This window comes from Pseudomonas sp. TE3728, from assembly GCF_056279145.1.
In genome coordinates this window covers 1,886,570-1,912,200 of the sequence record NZ_JBWBQT010000001.1, presented here as the reverse complement: position 1 = coordinate 1,912,200, position 25,631 = coordinate 1,886,570, and the positions used below count along the sequence as shown (strand labels likewise).

The following is a 25,631-nucleotide window of genomic DNA, read 5'->3' as shown; positions in this document are numbered from 1 at the left end:
CGCTAGCCGGTTGAAAACGGGAGATTAAGGATTATCCATGGGGCAGTTAACAAGGTTATTCGTCATAAGCCGCATATTTTTTATGGGCTTTCTGATAAGCGGCATGGCAATTGCGGAAACTTCGCCGATTGAGCCGCCATCTCCCGTTAGCGTCGGCGCGGATGCCGCGCCTGGCGATTATGTCGGTCAGGCGATTCAGGCGGCGTTGGCGCCATTGAGTTCGGCGTTTCCCCCGTTACTCACGTCACCGGGCCATCAACGGGTCGACGTCAATCGAGCGGTGCTGGATTTTTATAGCCATCGTGGCTATCGCGCCGCCTGGACGGACGATGACGATGTCGTCCAGTTATTGAAAAGCCTGAGCGACACCGGGGTCGATGGCCTGGACCCCGAGGATTTTCGAATTGCCGAACTGGTCACGGCCAGAAACTCGATGCAGGCAACTGAACCAACCCCCGGACAACGGGCGGCTTTTGATATCTCGGCGACCCAGACGTTCATCACGGCGCTGCTGCAGTTGCGGCGCGGCAAGGTCGACCCTTCGCGACTGGACATCCATTGGAATTTCGACCCGGTCGGCATCGATCCTCGGGAGGACGTCAATCTTTTCTTCGCTGCCCTCGATAGCCATGACGTCGCGCGCGCGTTCGCTCAAGCGCCGCCACAAGAAGCGATTTATGGCACGTTGCGACAGGGCCTGGCGCAATTGCGCAGGGTTCGCGACAGTGGTGGTTGGCCAAAGGTCCCGGGAGGGCAGACCCTCAGGCCTGGTATGGACGACGCCTCGGTTGCGCAGTTGCGAGCCCGTTTGGTGGCGGGTGGTTACCTAAGCGCGAAAATGAACGCGCGCTCCGACTACGACGACACCGTCATGGCGGCGGTGAAGAAGTATCAGGCCGAGCAATACCTCGGGGCGGATGGTGTGGCGGGGCCGGCGACACTCGCGGCGCTGAATGTGCCGGTCGAGGCGCGAATCGATCAGGTTCGCGTGAACATGGAGCGGGCGCGGTGGCTGCTGTACAAACTTCAGGGTACTTTTGTCATCGTCGACATCGCCGGGTACAAGGTTTCGTTCTATCGCGATGGCAAGCTGATATGGCGCTCCCGGGTGCAGGTCGGTAAACCGTATCGCAGTACACCGATTTTTCAATCCGAGATCACTTACATCACGTTCAACCCGACCTGGACCGTGCCGCCGACCATTCTGGTCAAGGACATGCTGCCGAAGATTCGCAACAATCCCGGTTATCTTGATGCAAACCGGATCCGCGTGATCGATCGAGAAGGCAACGTGCTCGACCCGTCGACTGTCGATTGGGACAACCCGCGCGGCCTTACGCTGCGTCAGGATGCAGGGTCGGATAACTCGCTGGGGCAGGTGGTCATTCGCTTTCCCAATGATTACGCCATTTATCTGCACGACACCCCGCATCGTGAATTGTTTGCGCAATCCAATCGTGCGACCAGTTCGGGCTGTATTCGGGTAGAAAACCCGCTGCAACTGGTGGAGCTGTTATTCAACGATCCGGTTCGCTGGAACAGCGAGGGGATTCAAAAGCAGTTAGCCAATGGCAAGACAGAGAACATCAGGCTCCCCGTGAAAGTGCCGGTGCTGTTGGCCTATTGGACAGTGGACCTGAGTCTTGATGGGCGAGTGACGTTCAAACCCGATGTGTATGGGTACGATAACCCGGTGTTGCGGGCGCTGAATCTGCCTTCGGAACGGCCAACGCTGGACGGGAGGCGAGCGGCGCCTCCCTCGATGGCGGTGGGGCAGAACAAGCTTTAAAGCCCCAGCCCTTCTTGCACCGCCAGAAGCAGGTTGTGTTCCGTCAGCGCGATCGCATCCGGCTGTTGTCCGGACTGTTCGATCGCCTGAAGCCACCAATGCGTATAGCCGTGTTCATCCACGGTTCGCAACAGCGCGAGTTCCTTGTCTGTCGAGTGAATCTCGATCCGCCCGGCACCGTCGGCGGTGAAGCGGGCGACGGGATCGAAGGTGATGCTGTGGTGGTTGCCTTCGATCAGCAGTTGGTCGATGGCGTAGTCGTAAGTCGCCCCGTCCGGAGCCCTCTCGAACACGTGAGTGGAATTGCGTCGCAGCTTCAAGCCCACTTCGATCAGTGGCTGCAGCCAGGTTTCGATCTGGTGATACAAGTCGTAGACCTGGCCCGGCCAGCTGTCGATGGCCTGATCGGCGATGGTCGCATCGGCACTGGTTTGCCGGGATTGTTTCAGCTTCTCGGCGAGCTCGTCTGCTTTACTCATGTCGATTTCCTGTCGTGATGTCAGTTAATCGTAGCTTCTTCAAGATAAGGCTGTTTTGCCTTGCGTCATGCGATTGAAACACCCGCGGTCCTTAGGGATAAATGCCAGTCAGTTAAACGGTAATGCGATCTGCTACAAAGAGTGTGCGCGGCTGAAACTTGCATTTCACTCGTCGGGAAGTCGATCTCTGTAGATCTGGCGCATTTACCCCGCGCAACCCCGTAGACTAAGCTCACAAAAAATAAGGGTTTTGGGCCTTTGCCCATGCCTTACCCTTTCAGGACTCGCTTTTGCCTATCCCCATTCCCGATCCGCACCACGCGCCCGATGGTGCCTTGAGGCGGTTGCCCCTGCTCAAAGCTGCGGTGCTGTTTATTGCGGCAGTGTGCCTTTGTCTTTGTGGGCTGCTTTATCTGCAACTGGAGCAGTCGCGCCGTCACGATCTGGCGTTGGCCGAGGTGTCTTCGTCAAACCTGACGCGAGCCATGGCGCAACAGGCCGAAGACACGTTCATGAAAGCCGATCTGGTGCTGATCAGTCTGGTGGACTGGATTCAGGCTGAAGGTTTCGACGCTGTCCAGACGCCACGCTTGCAGAAAACCTTCGCCCGGCGGGTGCAGGCGCTGCATCAGTTGCACGGGATATTTCTGTTCGACAAGCAGGGGCAACGGGTCGTGACGTCGTTCGAAAACCTGTCCCGTGGCCCAGGTGTGGCGGACCGCGAATACTTCAGGTTTCACCAGCAGAACGTATCGTCCCTGGCACACATCGGCCCAGCGATTCGCAGTCGGGAGAGTGGCGAATGGATCATTCCGGTGTCCAGGCGGATAAACGACCAGGACGGCAATTTCCAGGGCGTGTTGCTGGCCGGGATCAAGATGTCGTACTTCGATCAGTTCTTCAAAAGCTTCAGCCTCGATAACAACGGCGCGATGTTTTTGGCGTTGACCGATGGAACATTGCTGGCGCGACGGCCGTTTGTGGAATCGCAGATCGGCACGTCATTGGCTCAGGGCGAGATTTTCCAAACACTTTTGCCCAGTGCGACATCGGGCAACGCCATGATCCACTCGGTGGTGGATGGCATCGTTCGGTTGTATGGCTACCGACAACTCGATACCTATCCGGTGGTGGTCGCGGCGGCATCTTCCAAAGACGCGATCCTCAAGGACTGGTATGACACGGCGATTCAATCCAGTGTGATCGTCGCTCTGGTCGTCCTCGGCGTGGGGTTGTTCGGTTGGGTGTTCATTCATCAGGTGCGCGCGGGCGAGCGCATCGAGGCGGATTTGCGCGAGGCGCAGAAAACCCTGGAATTGATCGCCACCCACGACAGCCTGACCGGGTTGGCCAACCGTCGATTGTTCGAGCGGGCGCTGGAGATCGAGTTCGGGCGCGGTGCCCGGCGGTCGAGCCCGCTGAGCCTGATCATGCTCGATATCGATTACTTCAAGCGCTATAACGACACCTACGGTCATGTGGCGGGGGACCATTGCCTGGCCGAAGTGGCGCGGGCACTGAAGAGTTGCTGTCACCGCAACGCCGATCTGGCGGTGCGCTACGGCGGCGAAGAGTTTGCAGTGTTGCTGCCGGACACCGACATCCATGGTGCGCTGACGATCGCCGAGCAGATCCGTCGCAGCGTCATGGACAAAAACATCATCCACAGCGGCTCGCCCACGGGTTACGTCACGGTCAGTCTTGGCTGTTATTCGTTTGTGCCGACAGGGCACGACAGCGCCGAGATGTTGATCAAGCGCGCGGATGCGGCGCTGTACCAGGCCAAGCATTCGGGGCGAAATCGTTCGGCGGTGTTGTCCATGGAAGGCGGCGTCGAGGCACTGATGCGCTCGGACCGCTGAAATTTTCCTTCATGCGAATAAGCCGCTTTTCGTAGGAGCCAGGCTTGTCGGCAACGGGATGACAATGAGCCTGGATTCTCCAAGTGCGGCAATGACTTGCGTTATTCAGGGGCGGTGACCAGGCAGGGCTGCTATGGTCAGTGAAGAGTCTGGCTGTCATGACGACAGACCAGGCCCCGCCTCACCCGATAAGGCGATCGATCGACAGGATCAAGTGCATGGATTTAACTGCCATTACTACCGCTGCACCTGCGCGTCATACACCGATTACCCGTAACCTGATGTTCGTCATCGGCGTGCTGTTTGTGGTTGGGGTGTTGATCGCGCTAATGGCCCTGTTCAGCATTGCCGCACGGCTCGATATTCAGGATCTGGGCAAAACCACGTTCTACACGCAACGGGCACTTGAGAACCGCATCACCGCCTCGAAAAACTACATCGCCAGCTATGCCAACTGGACGACCGCCTACGACCACCTGAACGACAAGGTCGATGTGCAGTGGGCTTACGTCGAGCAGAACATGGGTAAAACCCTGTTTACCATCGATCACTACGACGCGGTTTTCGTAATCGATGGTCAGCGAACCAAATACGCCACGGTGCGCGGGCTGCTGGTTCAGGATCAGGCGACAGCCTATCTGTCGACCTCGATGGCGACGCTTGTAGACGAGGTTCAAAGTCAGGAAAGCCTCATCGAGCCCGTCAGCCGGTACACCTTGTTCGAAGGCAAACCGGCGCTGTTGACGGCGGCCGCGATCGTGCCCAATGACGAACGCCCGGCGGTCGATCCCAAGAGCACCTCAGTGCTGATATACGTCGACCAGTTGAACTCTGAAAAGCTCGCTACCTTGAGCGCCGATTACGGTTTGCATGACTTGAGTCTGACGGCCGACGACGTCATTGTTCCCGGTCAGCCAGCCGTCGCTCTGACCGGCACCGGTTACAGCCTGGTCTCCCGGCTTGAGCAGCCGGGTCACCAATTGCTTTGGTCGTTACTGCCGCCACTGGGCGGGGCGCTGTTGATTCTGGCGTTATTGACGGCTTACTTCTTTCGTTATGTCCTGCGCACGTCGGGGCATGTGGATGCCAGTTACACCAGCCTCGATTTGTCGAATCAGGCGCTTGAGGCCAGTGAAGAACGCTTTCGTGCGGTGGCCGAAGCCGCGTCCGACTGGATCTGGGAAACCGACGAACAGCATTGCATCACTTATCTGTCGGGGCGCTTCAGCACCGTCACCGGGTTCTCGGATCAACAATGGCTGGGGCAGAACATCGGGCAACTGCTCAATTGCGAAACCACGCCCTTGTCGCTGTGGTTGAACAAACTTGATGAAGAGCAAGCCGTCAGCCACTTGCGCTGTTCCTACCGTGATCAATCGGGGCAGCAGCGAGTGTGCCGGGTGTCGGCGCGACCGATCCAGCGCAAGGGCGCGCTATTGGGTTTTCGCGGGACGGCCAGCGACATCACCGATGAAGTCGCCGCCCATGCGCAGATCCAGCATCTGTCGATGCACGACGCACTGACTGGCTTGCCGAACCGCAACAAACTGGCGCGCTACCTCGAAGATGCGCTGGCACTGAAAGAGCAATCGACGGCGTTGACGTTGTTGATGATCGACCTGGATAACTTCAAGCCGATCAACGATTCCCTCGGCCACCCGGCGGGCGATGCGGTATTACTGGAAGTGGCGATCCGTTTGCGCGAATGCACGCGGGATATCGATCTGGTTGCGCGATTGGGGGGCGACGAGTTCGTGCTGGTGCTCCACGGCATGGACAGCCACGCGGAAATCGACCGGTTTTGCGAGCGCTTGCTCGACAGCCTGCATCAACCGATCCATTACGATCATCACACGCTGCACATTGGCGCGAGCATCGGTATCGCCTTGAGTCGGCGCCAGGGGCACGTTCCGGAGGAGCTGATTCGCTGTGCCGATATCGCGTTGTATCAGGCCAAATCCAATGGCAAGAAGACCTGGTGCTACTTTGCGCCGCACATGAACGATCAGATCCAGCACCGCCGACAACTGGAAAGCGACCTGCGTCAGGCGATCAAGAACAACGAATTCGTGATGCATTACCAGCCGCGTTATCACGTCGATGGCAAACAGATCGTCTCGGTCGAAGCGCTGCTGCGCTGGCAGCATCCGGTGCAAGGCTTGTTGAACCCCGATGCGTTTATCCCATTGGCCGAGCAGACCGATCTGATCGTGCCATTAGGGCGCTGGGTGTTGCGCGAGGCGTGCGAGACGGCCCTGACCTGGCCGGGAGCGATGATGGTGTCGGTCAACTTGTCGCCGGTGCAGTTTGCCCGTAGCGATGTGATCGAGGATGTCCGGGAGGTGTTGATCCAGACCCGATTGCCCGCCAGTCGACTGGAACTGGAGATCACGGAAAATGTGATGCTCATTGATGTCGACGGCGCTCTGGCGACCATGAATGCGCTCAAGGAGTTGGGCGTACGGCTGAACATGGACGATTTCGGCACCGGTTATTCTTCGCTGGGTTACTTGCGCACGTATCCGTTCGACGGGATCAAGATCGACAAGCGCTTCATTGCGTCCATGAGCAACGGCAGCAATGACCGCGCCGTAGTGCAGGCGATCATCAACCTGGGCAAGGCCATGGGCCTGACTGTCACCGCAGAGGGCGTCGAGACGCTGGAGCAACTGGACTTCCTGATTTCGGACCAGTGCCATGAAGTGCAGGGGTTCTACCTCAGTCGACCGGTGGACAGATATGCACTGCTGCCGTTGCTCAAGGCATCATGGGACGATCACCCGCTGTAAGTCTCGCGCCTTTAGTCGCCTGTTTCGTTCGCCGCGGCAACTGCCGTGGCGCACCCCGGTCACAACTGGATACCGCCCCATCCATTGCGAGCGTCGGATCATGAAGAACCTGAAAATCGCCACCTTCAACGTCAACGGCATGCGCGCCCGCTTGCCGAATCTGCTGGCCTGGCTTGCGCGAGAACAGCCAGACATCGCCTGCTTGCAGGAACTCAAATCGGTCGACGGCGCATTCCCCGTCGCGGAGCTGGAGGAGGCCGGGTATGGCGCCGTCTGGCACGGCCAGGTGTCGTGGAACGGGGTGGCGATTCTGGCGCGCGATGCGCAGCCGTTGGAGAGCCGGCGCGGTTTGCCAGGTGATGACAGCGATACCCATAGCCGCTACGTGGAAGCCGCCGTGCACGGGGTTCTGGTGGGATGTCTGTACCTGCCCAATGGCAATCCGCAGCCGGGGCCGAAGTTCGATTACAAACTGGCGTGGTTCGAGCGTCTGATTTCGCACGCCAAGGACTTGCAGAGCAGCGACCATCCGGTGGTGCTGGCCGGTGATTACAACGTGGTGCCCACCGATCTGGACATCTACAACCCGCGCTCCTGGCTCAAAGACGCGCTGCTGCAACCCGAGAGTCGCGCGTGTTATCAGCGGCTGCTGGATCAGGGCTGGACCGATTCCCTGCGTCATCTGTATCCAGAGGAGCGGATCTACACCTTCTGGGATTATTTCCGGCAGCACTGGCAGAAAAACTCGGGGTTGCGCATCGATCATCTGCTGCTCAACCCGGCACTGAGTCCTTACCTGCAGGAGGCCGGCGTCGATGCCTGGGTTCGCAACGAACCTCATGCCAGCGATCATGCACCGACATGGATTCGAGTGGGTTCGCGCAAGCGTCGATAATCCTGGCGTGTGCGGTGATTGGCTAAATCAATTGTCAGTCCGACCGTATTTTCCCTTATACATGGCGCCCATCGGTGGAGCGATCCATCCGCGGACCTCTGCATAAAGGATTGAGCGATGAGCGAGACACGACTGACAAATCTTGCGCTGTACCTGCAACGCCTGGGCTTCGATACGCCCCCGGCGCCGACCCTGGAAACCCTGCGCCAACTGCAACTGCGCCACACCGGTGCCTTCCCGTTTGAAAACCTCACCACTTTAATGGGCGAACCGGTGCTTATCGATCTGCCGTCCATCGAGCAGAAAGTCTTGCACGAAGGTCGCGGGGGCTACTGCTACGAACTCAACCACCTGTTCCTGGCCTTGCTTCAGACATTGGGCTTCGACGCACGCGGCATCACCGGTCGCGTGGTCATGGGACAGTCCGAAGGCGCCTGGACCGCCCGCACTCACCGCTTGAGTCTGGTGACCCTCGATGGCGTGCGCTACATCACTGACGTCGGCTTCGGCGGCATGGTGCCCACCGCACCGCTGATGCTGGATACCGAAGCTGAGCAGTTCACTCCCCACGAAACCTATCGCATCGAACCGCATGCCGACGGCTACACCCTGCGTGCTAACGTCGGTGATGAATGGCGTGCGATGTACATCTTCGACCTGCAACGTCAGGAAGACATCGATTACACCCTCGGCAACTGGTACGTCTCGACCCATCCTGAATCTTCCTTCGTGAAACAATTGATGGTGGCGCGGACGGGGGAGGGATGGCGACGCACATTGAGTAACGGCAGCTTTGCCATTCACCGCATGGGCAGTGAGAGCGAGCGGCGGCAGGTGACGGATGTGGATGAGTTGATCGGGTTACTGGAAAGTGAATTCGGGATTCGAGTGCCAGCGCAGGAAGTGTTGAAGCGGGTGCTGGAGCGGTTGATTGAGCCTGTGTCGCAGGCAAATTAAGCTCCACGCAAAGGGGCGGATTTGATCAATTCGCTCCTTTTTCTTTTGCTCGATCCAGGCGTGGGTGTGTTGGTTTTGTGCCTAGGAACGAACCTCAAGCTCCATCACGTGATGGATTTCGCTGAGGACCTCTGACAACTTTTTCTCCAGGCTTTTCAGCTCGGAGGCGGTGAGGCCTTTTTTGAGATGCCCGACATTGGCAACAGCCGTGTTCTGATCGGGCTTCGCCGTTTTGCCTTTATCGCTGAGCAATGCCTGGCGCAGGGTATTGTTGATCACCGTCTGGTAGCCGTACCCCTCGCTTTCTGCCAGCGCGCGCGCGGCCTCTATGACGACATCATCGAGCATGATGGTGATTCGGGTCTTGCCTTTGCTGGAGGCAACCGCTCCACGCTTGGCATTGCTGAAGTCGTATTCATCTTTCATCGGTCAAGCCTCCATATAGTGGCGACGCTCGTTTTTGGTGGCGATGCGCGCGGAAATGATTCGCACGAAATTCGGGTCGCGGTAGGTGTATGCAACGACCAGCAGTCGACCTTTGGCATCCAGCCCGATGATGATCCATCGCTGCTCATCATGGTGGTTGTCCTGAAGCGTCAACGCTCGATCGTCATAAAACACAGGTTCTGTCTCGGCGAGGCTGATGCCTTGGTGCTTCAGTTTGTTGGCCGCGTTCTTTGCCTTGTGATACTGAATTTCGAATGACTTCATTATGCATACTTTATATGTATAAGCGAGAGGGCGGCCGTGCCGGCGGTCGCTTGGAAAGCAAAAGATTAGCGGTGGAGAGGAATAGGGGAGGAGGGATGTATTTCAAGAGTTTTTAGGCCGGAGGCTCTACGGCTAAAGGGCAATGTGAACATCTGTGCGTAATCTGACTGGTTAGTTGTATACAACTCTATAGACATTTGTCCTGACTATTGAATACAGTGTGCGCACAACAAAAACCAGGGAACCCCCCAACCATGAAAACGCCCCATGTTTCACAACAACGGCCCGAGGATGAGAATCTCGGGATCGGCGCGAATATGGCTTACGGCCTGCAACACGTTCTGACCATGTATGGTGGTATCGTCGCGGTGCCTTTGATCATCGGCCAAGCGGCCGGGCTCTCGCCGGCGGACATCGGTTTGTTGATTGCTGCTTCATTGTTTGCAGGGGGGCTGGCGACGTTGCTGCAGACCCTGGGTTTACCGTTTTTCGGTTGTCAGTTGCCGCTGGTGCAGGGCGTTTCGTTTTCTGGCGTTGCGACCATGGTGGCGATTGTCAGCAGCGGTGGGGAGGGTGGCTTTCAGTCGATTCTCGGGGCGGTGATTGCCGCGTCGTTGATCGGCTTGCTGATCACGCCGGTGTTCTCGCGAATCACCAAGTTCTTTCCGCCGTTGGTAACCGGCATTGTGATCACCACTATCGGCCTGACGCTGATGCCGGTGGCCGCACGCTGGGCCATGGGCGGCAACAGCCATGCCCCGGACTTCGGCAGCATGGCGAACATCGGCCTGGCGGCGGTGACGCTGGTGCTGGTGCTGCTACTGAGCAAGATCGGCAGTGCGACCATCTCCCGTTTATCGATCCTTCTGGCCATGGTCATCGGGACTGTCATCGCCGTGTTCCTCGGCATGGCGGATTTTTCGTCCGTCACCCAGGGCCCGATGTTCGGCTTCCCGGCACCTTTTCATTTCGGTATGCCGACCTTCCACTTCGCCGCGATCCTGTCGATGTGCATTGTGATCATGGTGACCCTGGTGGAGACCTCGGCCGACATTCTGGCCGTCGGTGAAATCATCGACACCAAAGTCGATTCCAAACGCCTGGGCAACGGCCTGCGCGCCGACATGCTGTCGAGCATGATCGCGCCGATCTTCGGCTCCTTCACCCAGAGCGCTTTCGCCCAGAACGTCGGGCTGGTGGCGGTCACCGGGATCAAGAGCCGTTTCGTGGTGGCCACCGGCGGTGTGTTCCTGGTGGTGCTCGGTTTGCTGCCCTTCATGGGCCGCGTCATCGCCGCCGTGCCAACCTCCGTACTCGGCGGCGCCGGCATCGTTCTGTTCGGCACCGTGGCGGCCAGCGGCATTCGGACGCTGTCCAAGGTCGACTACCGCAACAACGTCAACCTGATCATCGTCGCCACCTCCATCGGTTTTGGCATGATCCCCATCGCTGCACCGAATTTCTACGACCACTTCCCCGGCTGGTTCGCGACGATCTTCCACTCGGGCATCAGCTCCTCGGCAATCATGGCCATCGTGCTGAACCTGGCCTTCAACCACCTCACTGCCGGCAACTCGGATCAACAATCGGTGTTTGCGGCCGGTACCGAGCGAGTCTTGCGTTATCAGGATCTGGCGGCGTTGCGGGAAGGGGATTATTTCAGCGAAGGCAAGCTGCGTGACTGCGACGGGAATGAGATTCCGGTGGTGGAGGCAGAGCATGGGCATGCCGAGCCGCGGGTGGTGCATGCGAAAAGCAGTGAGCATGTTTGACGGCGGTACCCGGTAAAGAGGCAGATAGATCAAAAGATCGCAGCCTGCGGCAGCTCCTACAGGAATCGCATCGAACACGAATCCCTGTAGGAGCTGCCGCAGGGCTGTGATCTTTTGACTTTATGGCGAGCACAAAAAAGCCCCTGAATCTCTCGAATCAGGGGCTTTTCGGTCTTGCTGTCTGGCTCCACGACCTGGACTCGAACCAGGGACCCAGTGATTAACAGTCACTTGCTCTACCAACTGAGCTATCGCGGAATGGCGTCTATGTTACTGATTCAAAAAGAGAAGTCAAGCCTCTGTCGACAGTTTGATGTTTTCATCGGATCGGAGGGGGGTTATCGCCATTGGCGGTTACCAGAATCGCGGTAGAGGTCTACCATGGTCGCCCGGAAGTGGTGACACGCGCTGCCGGCCCTCAGCCGAAAAGGTACGCGCCATGAATCATCCAGCCCTCACACTTCAAAACAGCGGGGTGTTCGCATGAGCATCGCTCAGATCAGCCTGCCCAAAGGCGTTGGCCCGCACGCCGAGAAACTGTTCGACGCGATTACTCAGGCCAGCACCGCTGACGAATTGAACCGCGCGGGCGGCAAGGCCGAAGGTTTTGTCCTGGGCCTGGAAAGCACCAAGGCGATCAAAAGCCAGGTGGCCGAGTCGCTTTATGTGGCCTATGACGATGCGACCAGCCAGCGTGCAACCGAATTGGCTTAACCGCCGAAAGTAATGGTGCCGAGCATCAGCTTGGCGTACAGCATCGTGGCGGTCAGTTGTACCAGCCACAACGCCAGACCGCCAAGGAACACGCCCGCAGCCACTTGCAGCACCAGGTTATTACCGCGTTTGGCCGAAGAGCGGGGTACGAAGTGGTCCAGCTCGTCGCGGTCGGCGCGTAGGTCATCGTTTTTCATGTGGGTTCTCAAGAATTCTCGGGTGTACATAAAATCTGTGGGAGCGAGCCTGCTCGCGATGGCGGCGGCACAGCTTGTGTCTATGTGACAGAAAGACCGCTATCGCGAGCAGGCTCGCTCCCACATTGGATTTGTGTGGAGTTTAAAGGGCGGAGCCGCTGCTTTGAGATTTATCAAAGACAAATAAAAAACGGGAAGCCCTGCGGCTTCCCGTTTTCGTTTCACCCGAGGACTCAGATCACCTGAACGATGGCCTTGGTCACGACGTCGATGTTGCTCTGGTTCAGCGCAGCAACGCAGATGCGGCCGGTGTCCAGAGCGTAGATGCCGAACTCGCTGCGCAGGCGGGTAACCTGCTCAACCGTCAGGCCGGAGTAGGAGAACATGCCGCGCTGGCGACCGACGAAGCTGAAATCGCGCTGTGGAGCGTTTTTCGCCAGCAGGTCGACCATCTGGGTGCGCATGCCGCGAATCCGCAGGCGCATTTCTGCCAGTTCCTCTTCCCACTGGGCACGCAGTACCGGGCTGTTCAGCACGGCGGCGACGATGCTTGCACCGTGGGTCGGCGGGTTGGAGTAGTTGGTGCGGATCACGCGTTTGACTTGCGACAGTACGCGCGCGCCTTCTTCTTTCGATTCGCTGACGATCGACAGGGCGCCAACGCGCTCGCCGTACAACGAGAAGGATTTGGAGAACGAACTGGAAACGAAGAAGGTCAGGTCCGATTCGGCGAACAGGCGCACGGCCGCGGCGTCTTCATCGATACCGTCACCAAAGCCCTGGTAAGCCATGTCGAGGAACGGCACGTGACCTTTGGCCTTGACCACTTCCAGCACGTTTTTCCAGTCCGCCGGGCTAAGGTCCACGCCGGTCGGGTTGTGGCAGCAAGCGTGCAGCACAACGATGGAGCCGGACGGCAGGGCGTTCAGGTCTTCCAGCAGGCCGGCGCGGTTAACGTCATGAGTCGCGGCGTCGTAGTAGCGATAGTTCTGCACCGGGAAGCCGGCTGTTTCGAACAGCGCGCGGTGGTTTTCCCAGCTCGGGTCGCTGATGGCCACGACGGCGTTCGGCAGCAGTTGCTTGAGGAAATCAGCACCGATTTTCAGCGCGCCGGTACCGCCGACGGCTTGGGTGGTGATAACCCGGCCAGCGGCGATCAGCGGCGAATCATTGCCGAACAGCAGTTTTTGTACGGCCTGGTCGTAGGCGGCGATGCCATCGATCGGCAAGTAACCACGGGAAACGTGTTGAGCGGCGCGAATCGTCTCGGCTTCGACAACGGCGCGCAGGAGTGGAATTCGCCCCTCCTCGTCGCAGTAAACACCGACCCCTAGGTTGACCTTGTTGGTACGGGTATCGGCATTGAATGCTTCGTTGAGGCCCAGGATTGGATCGCGTGGTGCCATTTCGACAGCGGAGAACAGGCTCATTATTGCGGCGGCTCTGAATGGAGTGTGGAGGGACGTGTCGCGCTCCAGCCGAATGCACTAGAGCGGTGCACAAACGGGGAGCTAGTATAGAGGCCATCAGCGATTGATGGCGACAGGCGATTCGGCTTTTACCGTAAGTTTTTCCAATTATTTTTCGATCGTGGGTCGAGTGGTGTCGTCAAAGGTTTTACCCGATGTAGGACGTTTGCCTTGAAAGCGATGGCAATCGGCTCCACATTGAGCACAATCCAGTTTTTTCCTTGGGCGACATCGGTCGTTTGTGGTTTTTTTCGTCGCTGTCCGGTTTGACCGGGCAGGCGCGAATCCAGAGGTATGTATGTCTGAATTCCAGCTAGTCACCCGCTTCGAGCCCGCCGGCGATCAGCCGGAAGCCATCCGCCTGATGGTCGAGGGCATTGAGGCCGGGCTGGCGCACCAGACGCTGCTCGGTGTGACCGGCTCGGGCAAGACCTTCAGCATCGCCAACGTGATCGCCCAGATACAGCGCCCGACGCTGGTGCTGGCGCCCAACAAGACCCTGGCCGCGCAGTTGTATGGCGAATTCAAGGCGTTCTTCCCGAACAACGCCGTTGAATACTTCGTGTCTTATTACGACTACTACCAGCCCGAAGCCTACGTGCCGTCATCCGACACCTTCATCGAGAAGGATGCCTCGATCAACGACCACATCGAGCAGATGCGCCTGTCCGCGACCAAGGCGCTGCTGGAGCGCAAGGACGCGATCATCGTCACCACGGTGTCCTGCATCTACGGTCTGGGCAGCCCGGAAACCTATCTGAAGATGGTGTTGCACGTGGATCGCGGCGACAAGCTCGACCAGCGCGCGCTGCTACGTCGGCTGGCCGACCTGCAATACACCCGCAACGACATGGACTTCGCCCGGGCGACCTTCCGGGTGCGCGGCGATGTGATCGATATCCACCCGGCGGAATCCGATTTCGAAGCGATCCGCATCGAGCTGTTCGATGACGAAGTGGAGAGCCTGTCCGCCTTCGATCCGCTGACCGGTGAAGTCATTCGCAAACTGCCGCGTTTCACCTTCTATCCAAAGAGCCACTACGTGACCCCGCGGGAAACCCTGCTCGAGGCCACCGAAGGGATCAAGGTCGAATTGCAGGAGCGCCTGGAATACCTGCGCTCCAATAACAAACTGGTGGAAGCTCAGCGACTGGAGCAACGCACCCGTTTCGACCTGGAGATGATCCTCGAACTGGGCTACTGCAACGGCATCGAAAACTATTCGCGCTACCTGTCGGGCCGTGAATCCGGCCAGGCGCCGCCCACGTTGTTCGACTACCTGCCGGCGGATGCCTTGCTGGTGATCGACGAATCCCACGTCAGCGTGCCGCAAGTCGGCGCCATGTATAAAGGTGACCGTTCCCGTAAAGAGACGCTGGTCGAATACGGCTTCCGTCTGCCGTCCGCGCTGGACAACCGGCCGATGCGTTTCGATGAGTTCGAAAGCATCAGTCCCCAAACGATTTTTGTCTCCGCCACGCCGGGCAATTATGAGGCGGAGCACGCCGGCCGAGTGGTCGAGCAATTGGTGCGACCGACTGGCCTGGTGGACCCGCAAATCGAAATCCGTCCGGCGTTGACTCAGGTCGACGACTTGCTCTCGGAAATCACCAAGCGTGTGGCCCTGGAGGAGCGGGTGCTGGTCACCACGCTGACCAAGCGCATGTCTGAAGATTTGACCGATTATCTGGCCGACCACGGCGTGCGCGTGCGTTATCTGCACTCGGACATCGACACCGTGGAGCGGGTCGAAATTATCCGTGACTTGCGTCTCGGCGTCTTCGATGTGCTGGTGGGGATCAACCTGCTGCGTGAAGGCCTGGACATGCCGGAAGTCTCGCTGGTGGCGATTCTCGACGCGGACAAGGAAGGTTTCCTGCGTTCCGAGCGCTCACTGATCCAGACCATTGGCCGAGCGGCGCGCAATCTCAATGGGCGGGCGATTCTGTATGCGGATCGCATCACTGGCTCCATGGAGCGGGCGATCGGCGAGACCGAGCGTCGTCGCGACAAGCAGATCGCCTTCAACCTGGCCAATGGCATTACGCCGAAGGGGGTGTTCAAGGACGTCGCCGACATTATGGAAGGCGCGGTCGTGCCGGGTTCGCGCAGCAAGAAGCGCAAAGGCATGGCCAAGGCCGCCGAGGAAAGTGCCAAGTACGAGGCCGAACTGCGCTCACCAAGCGAGATCAGCAAACGCATTCGTCAGTTGGAAGAAAAGATGTACCAGCTCGCCCGCGACCTGGAATTCGAAGCCGCGGCGCAATTGCGCGACGAAATCGGCAAGTTGCGGGAGCGGTTGATCGCGGTTTGACGCTCTCCCTGTAGGAGCTGCCGAAGGCTGCGATCTTTTGATCTTGTTTTTAAAGGCAAGGTCAAAAGATCGCAGCCTTCGGCAGCTCCTACAGGGGTGCACTGATTCAGTCAGCTTCTCCAGCATCGCCACCAAACTGATCCCCCAATGCAATATTGGCTTATATGCCCTGCTGACTGGAGCCGGGCGGCTATCGCCTGTTACCATTCGCCTCTTGTTTGATCTTCGCTTTTATTCTTTTCGAGACATGCCATGACCACCGTCCGCACTCGCATCGCGCCATCGCCTACCGGGGACCCCCACGTAGGTACCGCTTACATCGCTTTGTTCAACTACTGCTTTGCCAAGCAGCATGGCGGTGAGTTCATCCTGCGGATCGAAGATACCGACCAACTGCGTTCGACCCGCGAGTCCGAACAGCAGATTTTCGACGCCCTGCGCTGGTTGGGTATCGACTGGAGCGAAGGCCCGGACGTCGGCGGCCCGCACGGTCCTTACCGCCAGAGCGAGCGCGGCGATATCTATCAGAAGTACTGCCAGCAATTGGTCGACTTGGGTCATGCCTTCCCGTGCTTCTGCACGGCTGAAGAATTGGACCAGATGCGCGCCGAGCAAATGGCCCGCGGCGAAACCCCGCGTTATGACGGCCGTGCGCTGTTGCTCTCCAAGGAAGAAGTCGCGCGTCGTCTGGCCGCTGGCGAGCCACACGTCATCCGCATGAAAGTGCCGACCGAAGGCGTGTGCGTGGTGCCTGACATGCTGCGTGGCGACGTCGAGATCCCGTGGGATCGCATGGACATGCAAGTGCTGATGAAGACCGACGGCTTGCCGACGTACTTCCTGGCCAACGTTGTCGATGACCACTTGATGGGCATCACCCACGTTTTGCGTGGTGAAGAATGGCTGCCTTCGGCGCCGAAACTGATCCTCTTGTACGAATACTTTGGTTGGGAGCAACCGCAGCTGTGCTACATGCCGCTGCTGCGTAACCCGGACAAGAGCAAGCTGTCCAAGCGCAAGAACCCGACCTCGGTGACGTTCTACGAGCGCATGGGTTTCATGCCGGAAGCAATGCTCAACTACCTGGGCCGCATGGGCTGGTCGATGCCGGATGAGCGCGAGAAGTTCTCGTTGCAGGAAATGGTCGACAACTTCGACCTCAAGCGCGTCTCTCTCGGCGGGCCGATTTTCGACATCGAGAAGCTGTCGTGGCTCAACGGCCAATGGCTGCGTGACCTGCCGGTGGAAGAGTTCGCCGCTCGTCTGCAAAAGTGGGCACTGAACCCTGAATACATGATGAAGATCGCGCCGCACGTGCAGGGCCGGGTTGAAACCTTCAGCCAAGTCGCACCCCTGGCCGGCTTTTTCTTCGCTGGTGGCGTGAACCCGGACGCCAAACTGTTCGAATCCAAGAAGCTCTCGGGCGATCAGGTTCGTCAGTTGATGCAGTTGATTCTGTGGAAGCTGGAAAGCCTGCGTCAGTGGGAGAAGGACAGCATTACCGCGACGATTCAGGCGGTGGTCGAATCCCTGGAGTTGAAGCTGCGTGATGCCATGCCGCTGATGTTCGCCGCGATCACGGGGCAGGCCAGCTCGGTGTCGGTGCTCGACGCGATGGAAATCCTCGGTCCGGACCTGACCCGTTTCCGTCTGCGCCAGGCTATCGATCTGTTGGGTGGCGTGTCGAAGAAGGAAAACAAGGAGTGGGAAAAACTCCTGGGCGCTATCGCTTAAGGCTGTTTAACCTTGTGTAGGAGCTGCCGAAGGCTGCGATCTTTTGATCTTGCTCTTCGGCGCCACCCCCCGTTTTTCGAGGGGAGGGCGGTAAGTGATTGTTATGTGGGCAAAAAATTTTGGAAATTGTTAAAAATAAGTTTGACAGCCTTCCGATGCGCCATTAAGATTCGCCCCGTCCTCAGCGATGAGGGGCTATAGCTCAGCTGGGAGAGCGCTTGCATGGCATGCAAGAGGTCGACGGTTCGATCCCGTCTAGCTCCACCAATTTACACTTCAAGGTCTGGCCACACCGGCCTTGAAGCGATCAACACTCAGCGTTGATCAGTTGTATAGAAGGGTTTGCGTCCCCTTCGTCTAGTGGCCTAGGACACCGCCCTTTCACGGCGGTAACAGGGGTTCGAGTCCCCTAGGGGACGCCAGTTTTACAGAAGCGATGTCGCAAGATGTCGCTCCGCCGCGAGGCGAAAAATCCGGGGCTATAGCTCAGCTGGGAGAGCGCTTGCATGGCATGCAAGAGGTCGACGGTTCGATCCCGTCTAGCTCCACCAATTTTACAGTTCAAGGTCTGGCCACACCGGCCTTGAATCGATCAGCTCTCAGCACTGATCTGTTGTATAGAAGGGTTTGTGTCCCCTTCGTCTAGTGGCCTAGGACACCGCCCTTTCACGGCGGTAACAGGGGTTCGAGTCCCCTAGGGGACGCCACGATTACCCGCTCTGCGGGATTTTTAAGGGTCATTCAATTATTGAATGGCCCTTTTGTTTGTCTGGCGTTTGGCCAATTCTCCGTTTTCCTCAAAAAACTGTTCTTCAGACCAGCGGTCGCATCCACGACTTGCGGAAAATTATTATGAGAATAATATTCTAGTCGTAATATTCGGAGGCAACGATGAACGATAAAAAAGCTCAAACCCGCGAACGCATCCTCAAGGCTGCCAGTGCAGCGCTGATTCAGCGCGGCCCGGCCGAGCCGAGCGTGGGCGAAGTGATGGGCGCGGCCGGCCTGACGGTCGGCGGCTTCTACGCGCACTTCGAAAGCAAGGACGCGTTGATGCTGGAAGCATTCAAGCAGCTACTCAGCCATCGTCGTGGCTTGATCGCCGACATGGATGCCGAGTTGACCGGCGAAGAGCGTCGCGCGTTGGTTGCAGCGTTCTACCTGTCGCGCAAACACCGTGATTCCATCGAGCAGGCATGTCCGATTCCGGCATCGGTCGGTGAGCTGGGCCGTCTGCCGGACGAATTTCGTGTGGCATTGAATGAGCATATTGAGTTGATGGTCGCGCAGTTAGCGGCCAGCCCGGAAGAGGCCGACAAAGCCTTGGCCGACATGGCCTTGATGGTCGGTGGTTTGGCTCTGGCGCGGGCGCTGGGGCCAGGAGAGTTGTCCGATCGATTACTGCGCGCCGCCAAGTCGGCGGTGCTATGACCTGAAGGCGCCAGCCTGAGGAGATGAGCGATGAACACGTTGAGCTGGGTTCGTGGCGTTAATGGCACCTTGGGCTGGTTCGCGCCGCAGTTGGTGGCGAGCAAGATGCGCCTGGCGTTCATGACTCCGAGGGAATTGCCGCCGCGTGATTGGGAATTGCCGCTGCTGGCGAAATCCGAACGGATCACCTTGCGCTTCGGCCTCTCCGCGTTGCGTTGGGGGCAAGGGCCGGCGGTGTTGTTGATGCACGGCTGGGAGGGCCGGCCGACACAGTTTGCCGCGCTGATCACCGCGCTGGTCGATGCCGGTTACACCGTGGTTGCCCTGGACGGCCCGGCTCACGGTCGCTCACCTGGTCGCGAAGCAAATGTGGTGCTGTTCGCCCGGGCTATGCTCGAGGCGGCCGCTGAGTTACCGCCGCTGCAAGCGGTCATCGGACACTCCATGGGTGGCGCCAGTGCCATGCTCGCAGTTCAGTTGGGCTTGCGCACCGAAACCCTGGTCTCGATCGCCGCCCCGGCGCGAATTCTCGGGGTACTGCGTGGGTTCGCACGCTATGTGCGCCTGCCACCCAAAGCGCGTTCGGCGTTTATTCGCCAGGTCGAGAAAGACGTCGGCATGCGTGCCGCTGCACTGGATGTCGCGCACTATCAGCTCGACATGCCGGGGCTGATCGTCCATGCCGAGGACGACAACTTTGTTCCGGTCAAGGAATCCCAGTTGATCCACGAAGCCTGGTTCGACAGCCGTCTGTTGCGCCTGGAAGAGGGCGGGCATCAGCGAGTGCTGGCCGATCCTCGGGTGATCGACGGCGTTCTTTCGCTGCTGGCCGGTCGCAGTCTGCAATCGCGCCAATCGGCCTGAGCATCCGTTACACTGCCCCGGTCGAAATAATCTGACCAGGAGTGGGGCATGGGCTGGGATCGGGCAACGCCGTTTATCATTGATCTGGAAGTGGGCGCCGAGGATATCGACGGGTTGGGCCATGCGAACAACGCTGTGTACGTGACCTGGCTCGAGCGTTGCGCCTGGCGCCACTCGCAGCGGCTGGGCCTGGATCTGGTCGAATACCGGCGGCTGGACCGGGCGATGGCGGTGGTACGGCACGAGATCGATTACCTGGCTGCGGCCTATGAGGGCGACGAACTGCAACTGGCAACCTGGATCGTCGATTGGGACCAGCGCCTGAAAATGACCCGACACTTTCAATTGAAGCGCCCCAGCGACAACGCGACGTTACTGCGGGCGCAAACCACTTTCGTGTGCATCGAACTGTCGACCGGCAAGCCCAAGCGCATGCCGGCGGAGTTTATCGAGGGCTATGGTCCTGCGTTGCAGCCAACGACCTGAAATCCCTATCACTTTGGAAATGCAATCCCCCTGTAGGAGCTGCCGAAGGCTGCGATCTTTTGATCTTTATTTTCAGCGAGCCCGGAAAGAGCAAAATCAAAAGATCGCAGCCTTCGGCAGCTCCTACGTGGGCATGGGTTTAGCAGGCGAAACCCAGTAAACTGCCGCACGTTTTTCGTTGAGTGTGTTTTTCATGCAAATTGCTTTGGCGCCCATGGAGGGGTTGGTCGACAACATCCTGCGGGACGTGCTGACCCGTGTGGGCGGTATCGATTGGTGCGTGACCGAATTCATTCGGATCAACGATCAACTGCTCACACCTGCCTATTACCACAAGTTCGGCCCGGAACTGCTGACCAACGCCCGAACCGCCTCCGGCGTGCCGCTGCGGGTGCAACTGCTCGGCTCCGATCCGGTGTGCCTGGCGGAAAACGCCGCACTGGCCTGCGAGTTGGGTTCCGAAGTCATTGACTTGAACTTCGGCTGTCCGGCCAAGACCGTCAACAAATCCCGTGGCGGCGCGGTGCTGCTCAAAGAGCCTGAACTGCTCAACCAAATCGTCGAACATGTCCGTCGTGCCGTACCCGCGCACATTCCGGTGACCGCCAAGATGCGCCTCGGTTTCGACAGCCCGGACGGTGCGCTGGTCTGCGCCACGGCCCTGGCTGAAGGCGGGGCGGCGCACATCGTGGTCCACGCGCGGACCAAGACCGATGGCTACAAGCCGCCGGCTCACTGGGAATGGATCCCTCGGGTGCAGGACGTGGTCAAGGTGCCGGTGTTTGCCAACGGCGACATCTGGAGCGTCGAGGACTGGCGTCGTTGCCGCGAGATCAGCGGCGTCGAAGACATCATGCTCGGTCGTGGTCTGGTATCGCGTCCGGATCTGGCCCGGCAAATCGCCGCCGCCCGCGCCGGTGAAGACGTCGTTGAGATGACCTGGGCCGAGCTGCTGCCGCTGATTCAAGACTTCTGGCTGCAAGCCAAAGCGCAGATGACCCCACGTCAATCGCCGGGTCGCTTGAAGCAGTGGCTGGCGATGCTGACCCGCAATTATCCCGAAGCCGTAGAGCTGTTCACCGTCCTGCGTCGTGAGACCGAACTGGATAATGTCTCGCGTTTACTGGGTTTGCAGGTGTCTGAAGCGGCCTGAATCTACTTAAAAAAATCTGAAAATAATCTCTTGAAAAGCAATCAGCGATCCTTATCTAAGGATTACGCGATGCCGAATTCGGGTCGCGGAGACAAAAAAACTTGCTGATTATGTTCAGGAGATTTGAATCATGAGTACTGCATTTTCCCTGGCCCCACTGTTCCGTTCCTCGGTAGGTTTCGACCGTTTCAACGACCTGTTCGAAACCGCCCTGCGCAATGAGCCAGGCAGCACCTATCCACCCTACAACGTTGAAAAATACGGTGATGACCAATACCGCATTGTCGTAGCGGCCGCCGGTTTCCAGGAAGAAGACCTGGACCTGCAAGTGGAGAAAGGTGTGCTGACCATCAGTGGCGGTAAACGTGACGCGGACGAAAACGTCACCTATCTGTACCAAGGCATCGCTCAGCGTGCCTTCAAACTGTCGTTCCGTCTGGCGGACCACATTGAAATCAAGGCCGCCGAACTGCGCAACGGTTTGTTGAGCATTGACCTGCTGCGCGTGATTCCGGAAGAGGCGAAAGCCAAGCGCATCCCGATCAACGGGACGGAAAAACCGGCTCTGCAGCACTGAGTCAAAGCAACAAAAAGGGCGCCATACACTGGCGCCCTTTTTTGTGCCCATTTGTAGCTGCAGCCTTGCAGGCTCGGCAGCTGCTACAGCCGAACGCAGCGGCTCGGCAGTTGCTGCATCGCCTTATTTCAACAGTTTCTGAAACTCCTCCACCGGCAACGGCCGGCTGTGCAAATACCCTTGATACAAATGGCAGCCCAGCCCCTGCAAAAACGCCAGTTGCTCCAGGGTTTCCACCCCTTCGGCGATGACTTCCAACTCCAGACTGCGGGCCATGGCGACGATGGCGCGAATGATTTCGGCATCGTTGGGGTCGGTGGTGGCGTCGCGGATGAACGACTGATCGATTTTCAGGGTGTCTACCGGCAGGCGCTTGAGGTAGGTCAGCGAGGAATAACCGGTACCGAAATCGTCCATGGCAAAGCTCACGCCGAGTTTTTTCAGGCGCCGCATTTTGCTGATGGTGTCGTCCAGGTTCTGGATGACGATGCCTTCGGTGATTTCCAGTTTCAGCAACGAGCAGGGCAGGTCATGGCTGCCGAGGCTGTGCTCGATACGTTCGACGAAATCGTTCTGACGGAATTGCCGGGGGCTGATGTTCACGCACAGGCTGAAGTCGAGCGGATTGATCAGGCCCTTGGCGACCAGATGTTTGAAGGCCGCGCAGGCTTCGTCAAGGATCCACGTGCCGACTTCCAGAATCAGCCCGCTGTCTTCCAGCACCTTGATGAACTCGGTGGGCGATTGCGCGCCCAGTTGCGGATGGTGCCAGCGTACCAAGGCTTCTGCGCCGGTAATACGGTTGTTGCGAGCGTCCACCTGCGGTTGGTATTGCACGCTGAACTCACCCCGGGAAAGGGCAAGGCGCAGGTCGGTTTCCATGCGCAGGCGTTCGCTGGCGGCCTTCTGCATAGTGTTGTGATACATCTGCGTGGTGTTGCGGCCTGAATCCTTGGCGCGGTAGAGGGCGATATCGGCGCGTTTGAGCAGATCGGTCGGGGTCGAGCCGTGGTCGGGGATCAGCGCGATGCCGATGCTCGGTGTTACTTGCAGGCGCTGTCCGTCGAGGAACATCGGTTCGGACAGCAGTTCGCGCAAGGTGTCCGCCAATTCCCGGACCTGAGCGCTGACATCGCTGCGCGAACCTTCCAGGCCGCTGAGCAGCACCACGAATTCGTCACCGCCCAGGCGCGCGACGGTGTCTTCCATGCGCACGCTGGCTTCAAGGCGCGCAGTGATGATCTTCAGCACCGTATCGCCCACCGGGTGACCGAGGGAGTCGTTGATGTGCTTGAAGTGGTCGAGATCGAGGAACATCAGCGCGCCACGCAGGTTGTGGCGTTTGAGCAGGGCGATCTGCTGGCTCAGGCGATCCATCAACAGGGCGCGGTTGGGCAGGTTGGTCAATGGGTCGTGGTAGGCCAGGTGACGGATCTGTGCTTCGGCATTTTTCAGCAAACTGACGTCCCGGGCAGTCAGCAGCAGGCACGCGATTTCGTTGAGGGTGATCGGCTCCACCGAGACTTCGACGGTCAACAACTCGCCGCGTTTGTTGCGCCCGAGCATTTCCTGATGATGAACCCGGCCCTTGATCTGTAGCTCCGCCAGCAGCGCCGAGCGTTGTTTCTCTTCGGCCCAGATGCCCACCTGATACACCGTGCGGCCGATCACTTCATCGGCGCGATAGCCAGTCAGGCGACAAAAGCCGTCATTAACTTCCAGGTAGCGTCCGGTGTCGCGCTCGGTAATGGTGATGGCGTCGGGGCTTGAGTGGAAGGCCTTGGCGAACTTCTCCTCGCTGGCCTTGAGCGCCGCTTCCGAGCGTTGCTGCTGGGTGATGTCGCGCAGGGTGGTGACGATGCAAGGTTGGTCGCCGACGCTGATCTGCCGGCTCGATATCACGCAAGTCAGGGACTGCCCGTCCTTGTGCTGGACGATGATCGCCACATTGTTCAGGCCCTGTTCGCGGATGACCCGCTCGATCCTTTGCAGGCTCTTCGCCGAAGCGTCCCACAGGCCGATTTCGTCGGCGCTGCGGCCAATCACGTCGACGGTGCTCCAGCCGAACGTTTGAGTAAAGCTGGAGTTGATCTCGATAAAATGGCCGGTGTCTTGGCGCGTGACGCAGATCGGGTCCGGGCTGACCTGGAACAAGGTGGCGAATTTCTCTTCCGACGCCACCAGTTGCTGTTCGCGCTCCACCTGATCGGTGATGTCCAGCAGCGTGCCGGCCATGCGCAGCGGGTTGCCCTGTTCATCGCGGTAGAGTCTGGCGCGGCTTTCCAGGTAGCGCGAGCTGCCATCCATTAGCTGCACGCGGTAAGTCAGCTGGTAATTGCCGGCCGGGCCTTCGCGCAGGCTGCGGTAGGCATCACGCATGGTGTCGCGTTCTTCGCCGGGCACGCCTTCGAAAAACGCATCGAAGGATTCATGGAAGGGTTTGGGGTCCAGCCCATGTAACTGGGCGGCCCGCGCCGAGCCGTAAAGCATGCCGCTGGGAATGTGCCAGTCCCAGGTGCCGAGTTGCGCCGAGTCCAGGGCCAGGTCGAGGCGTTCCTGGCTGTCTTTGAGGGCGTGCTCGGCAATTTTACGTTCGGTGGTGTCGAGGAACGTGCTCAGCAGGTAAGGCTGGCCTTCGAGTTCGACCTTTTGCGCACTGAGGATGCCGTCGTGAACCTGCCCATTGCTGGCGCGAAATTGCACCTCCATGTTGATCAGCTCGCCTTTGGCTTTGGTGGCCTTGACCAGTTGCACCCGTTGTTCCGGATTGACCCAAAGGCCCAGTTCCAGCGTGGTTCGGCCGATGGCGTCTTGCACCGGCCAGCCGAACAGGCTTTCGAAATACTGGTTGGCTTCGCTGATCAAGCCGTCTTCCTGACGGGTCAGCAGGACCATGTTCGGGCACAGGTGAAACAGTGTGGCGAAGCGCTTTTCCGAGCTGCTCAGTGCCTGTTCGCGCTGGCGCTGATGGGTGATTTCACGAATGACCCCTATCATTCGTGGCCGGCCGTTTTTGTCCGGCAGCAGGCTGCCGTTGATTTCCAGCCAGTGCAGACTGCCGTCGGGCCAGCGGATACGGTGGTGCATCGCCTGCTCCAGCGGGGCGCCGGCGATCACTGCATTGAAGGCGCGGATGGCTTTCGCCCGATCCTCCTGAGGCAGCAGGTCGAGGTATTCCAGATCTTCCGGCAGCGGTTGTCGGGGATCGAAGCCGAACAACGCCTGAGTACCCCGAGACCAACTGATCTGCCCCCGCTCGATGTCCCAATACCAGGCGCCCAGCCGGGCGCCGTTGAGGGCTGCCAGCAACTGCGGGGCGCTTTCCCAGCTCTGCTCGGACCGTTTGGGGTCAAGTGCCTGAATTCGCGGCATCGGCGGCATACGTTCAACAGATTTGGGCATGGATAACAGGCCTTGGGCTGAATTGGGCGTTAGGCA

At 58.9% G+C, this 25,631-nt stretch carries 20 protein-coding genes and 5 tRNA genes; 18 read left to right on the top strand and 7 right to left on the bottom strand.

Translation table 11 applies throughout. The features are described from left to right. Window positions 1-37 precede the first annotated feature (37 nt). On the top strand, window positions 38-1,789 hold the full coding sequence (locus ACZ89R_RS08100; RefSeq protein ID WP_429546113.1) for a L,D-transpeptidase family protein: 1,752 nt from the start codon (window positions 38-40) through the stop codon (window positions 1,787-1,789). Here ACZ89R_RS08100 and ACZ89R_RS08095 read toward each other — a convergent pair. Beyond that, window positions 1,786-2,268, bottom strand: a complete 483-nt coding sequence (locus tag ACZ89R_RS08095; RefSeq protein WP_429546114.1) for a hypothetical protein — start codon at window positions 2,266-2,268, stop codon at window positions 1,786-1,788. The two genes, ACZ89R_RS08100 and ACZ89R_RS08095, sit on opposite strands and share 4 nt — an antisense overlap. A gap of 290 nt (window positions 2,269-2,558) precedes the next feature. Between ACZ89R_RS08095 and ACZ89R_RS08090 the strand changes: the two genes are divergently transcribed. The 4 genes from ACZ89R_RS08090 to ACZ89R_RS08075 all read left to right on the top strand — a co-directional run bounded on the left by ACZ89R_RS08090 (window position 2,559) and on the right by ACZ89R_RS08075 (window position 8,771). Further along, the gene (locus ACZ89R_RS08090; protein ID WP_429546115.1) at window positions 2,559-4,130 is read left to right on the top strand and encodes a sensor domain-containing diguanylate cyclase; all 1,572 of its coding nucleotides are present in this window, start codon (window positions 2,559-2,561) and stop codon (window positions 4,128-4,130) included. Between the two features lie 218 nt (window positions 4,131-4,348). Further along, complete coding sequence (locus ACZ89R_RS08085; RefSeq protein WP_429546116.1) at window positions 4,349-6,919, top strand: bifunctional diguanylate cyclase/phosphodiesterase; 2,571 nt, start codon at window positions 4,349-4,351, stop codon at window positions 6,917-6,919. Between the two features lie 100 nt (window positions 6,920-7,019). Further along, window positions 7,020-7,814: an exodeoxyribonuclease III gene (xth, locus tag ACZ89R_RS08080; RefSeq protein WP_429546117.1), complete on the top strand. Its 795-nt coding sequence runs from the start codon at window positions 7,020-7,022 to the stop codon at window positions 7,812-7,814. A 117-nt stretch (window positions 7,815-7,931) separates the two neighbouring features. After that, complete coding sequence (locus ACZ89R_RS08075) at window positions 7,932-8,771, top strand: arylamine N-acetyltransferase family protein (protein WP_429546118.1); 840 nt, start codon at window positions 7,932-7,934, stop codon at window positions 8,769-8,771. An 81-nt stretch (window positions 8,772-8,852) separates the two neighbouring features. On the opposite strand, the gene ACZ89R_RS08070 is transcribed toward ACZ89R_RS08075, so the two are convergent. Together ACZ89R_RS08070 and ACZ89R_RS08065 are read right to left on the bottom strand one after the other, a co-directional pair. Next, window positions 8,853-9,197, bottom strand: a complete 345-nt coding sequence (locus ACZ89R_RS08070; RefSeq protein WP_192343310.1) for a BrnA antitoxin family protein — start codon at window positions 9,195-9,197, stop codon at window positions 8,853-8,855. 3 nt (window positions 9,198-9,200) lie between these two features. Further along, window positions 9,201-9,482 (bottom strand): BrnT family toxin, encoded by a 282-nt coding sequence (locus ACZ89R_RS08065; RefSeq protein WP_123501395.1) that lies wholly within the window; start codon window positions 9,480-9,482, stop codon window positions 9,201-9,203. A gap of 254 nt (window positions 9,483-9,736) precedes the next feature. On the opposite strand from ACZ89R_RS08065, the gene ACZ89R_RS08060 reads away from it, so the two are divergent. Beyond that, the gene (locus tag ACZ89R_RS08060) at window positions 9,737-11,254 is read left to right on the top strand and encodes a nucleobase:cation symporter-2 family protein (RefSeq protein ID WP_429546119.1); all 1,518 of its coding nucleotides are present in this window, start codon (window positions 9,737-9,739) and stop codon (window positions 11,252-11,254) included. A 182-nt stretch (window positions 11,255-11,436) separates the two neighbouring features. Here the strand turns inward: ACZ89R_RS08060 and ACZ89R_RS08055 are convergent. Beyond that, window positions 11,437-11,512 (bottom strand) — tRNA-Asn (locus ACZ89R_RS08055). Window positions 11,513-11,737: 225 nt separating this feature from the next. Between ACZ89R_RS08055 and ACZ89R_RS08050 the strand changes: the two genes are divergently transcribed. Next, window positions 11,738-11,968 carry a hypothetical protein gene (locus ACZ89R_RS08050; RefSeq protein WP_429546120.1) on the top strand — a complete coding sequence of 77 codons (231 nt, stop codon included), beginning with the start codon at window positions 11,738-11,740 and terminating at the stop codon, window positions 11,966-11,968. On the opposite strand, the gene ACZ89R_RS08045 is transcribed toward ACZ89R_RS08050, so the two are convergent. Next, entirely contained in the window at window positions 11,965-12,165 is a 201-nt protein-coding gene (locus ACZ89R_RS08045; RefSeq protein ID WP_007905992.1) for a hypothetical protein, read from the bottom strand. The two genes, ACZ89R_RS08050 and ACZ89R_RS08045, sit on opposite strands and share 4 nt — an antisense overlap. A 233-nt stretch (window positions 12,166-12,398) precedes the next feature. Continuing rightward, window positions 12,399-13,595: an amino acid aminotransferase gene (locus tag ACZ89R_RS08040; RefSeq protein WP_192343315.1), complete on the bottom strand. Its 1,197-nt coding sequence runs from the start codon at window positions 13,593-13,595 to the stop codon at window positions 12,399-12,401. A gap of 337 nt (window positions 13,596-13,932) precedes the next feature. Between ACZ89R_RS08040 and uvrB the strand changes: the two genes are divergently transcribed. From uvrB to ACZ89R_RS07985, 11 genes are all read left to right on the top strand, one after another. Beyond that, entirely contained in the window at window positions 13,933-15,948 is a 2,016-nt protein-coding gene (gene uvrB / locus ACZ89R_RS08035; RefSeq protein WP_008007189.1) for an excinuclease ABC subunit UvrB, read from the top strand. Between the two features lie 252 nt (window positions 15,949-16,200). Next, on the top strand, window positions 16,201-17,682 hold the full coding sequence (gltX, locus tag ACZ89R_RS08030; protein ID WP_429546121.1) for a glutamate--tRNA ligase: 1,482 nt from the start codon (window positions 16,201-16,203) through the stop codon (window positions 17,680-17,682). 191 nt (window positions 17,683-17,873) lie between these two features. Then, a tRNA-Ala gene (locus ACZ89R_RS08025) sits at window positions 17,874-17,949 on the top strand. Window positions 17,950-18,028: 79 nt separating this feature from the next. Beyond that, window positions 18,029-18,104 (top strand) — tRNA-Glu (locus tag ACZ89R_RS08020). Window positions 18,105-18,157: 53 nt separating this feature from the next. Then, window positions 18,158-18,233: transfer RNA gene (locus tag ACZ89R_RS08015), tRNA-Ala, on the top strand. Between the two features lie 80 nt (window positions 18,234-18,313). Beyond that, a tRNA-Glu gene (locus ACZ89R_RS08010) sits at window positions 18,314-18,389 on the top strand. Window positions 18,390-18,573: 184 nt separating this feature from the next. Next, window positions 18,574-19,113 carry a TetR/AcrR family transcriptional regulator gene (locus tag ACZ89R_RS08005; protein WP_429437232.1) on the top strand — a complete coding sequence of 180 codons (540 nt, stop codon included), beginning with the start codon at window positions 18,574-18,576 and terminating at the stop codon, window positions 19,111-19,113. A 30-nt stretch (window positions 19,114-19,143) separates the two neighbouring features. Then, on the top strand, window positions 19,144-19,977 hold the full coding sequence (locus ACZ89R_RS08000; protein ID WP_123498688.1) for an alpha/beta fold hydrolase: 834 nt from the start codon (window positions 19,144-19,146) through the stop codon (window positions 19,975-19,977). Window positions 19,978-20,025: 48 nt separating this feature from the next. Beyond that, window positions 20,026-20,463 (top strand): acyl-CoA thioesterase, encoded by a 438-nt coding sequence (locus ACZ89R_RS07995; RefSeq protein WP_429546122.1) that lies wholly within the window; start codon window positions 20,026-20,028, stop codon window positions 20,461-20,463. A gap of 193 nt (window positions 20,464-20,656) precedes the next feature. Continuing rightward, window positions 20,657-21,616 (top strand): tRNA dihydrouridine synthase, encoded by a 960-nt coding sequence (locus ACZ89R_RS07990; protein ID WP_123498692.1) that lies wholly within the window; start codon window positions 20,657-20,659, stop codon window positions 21,614-21,616. Window positions 21,617-21,746: 130 nt separating this feature from the next. Beyond that, window positions 21,747-22,193: an Hsp20 family protein gene (locus ACZ89R_RS07985; protein ID WP_038980071.1), complete on the top strand. Its 447-nt coding sequence runs from the start codon at window positions 21,747-21,749 to the stop codon at window positions 22,191-22,193. A 123-nt stretch (window positions 22,194-22,316) separates the two neighbouring features. Here ACZ89R_RS07985 and ACZ89R_RS07980 read toward each other — a convergent pair whose 3' ends face one another. Next, window positions 22,317-25,595, bottom strand: coding sequence for a PAS domain S-box protein (locus ACZ89R_RS07980; RefSeq protein ID WP_429546123.1), 3,279 nt, complete (start codon window positions 25,593-25,595; stop codon window positions 22,317-22,319). Window positions 25,596-25,631: the final 36 nt, after the last annotated feature.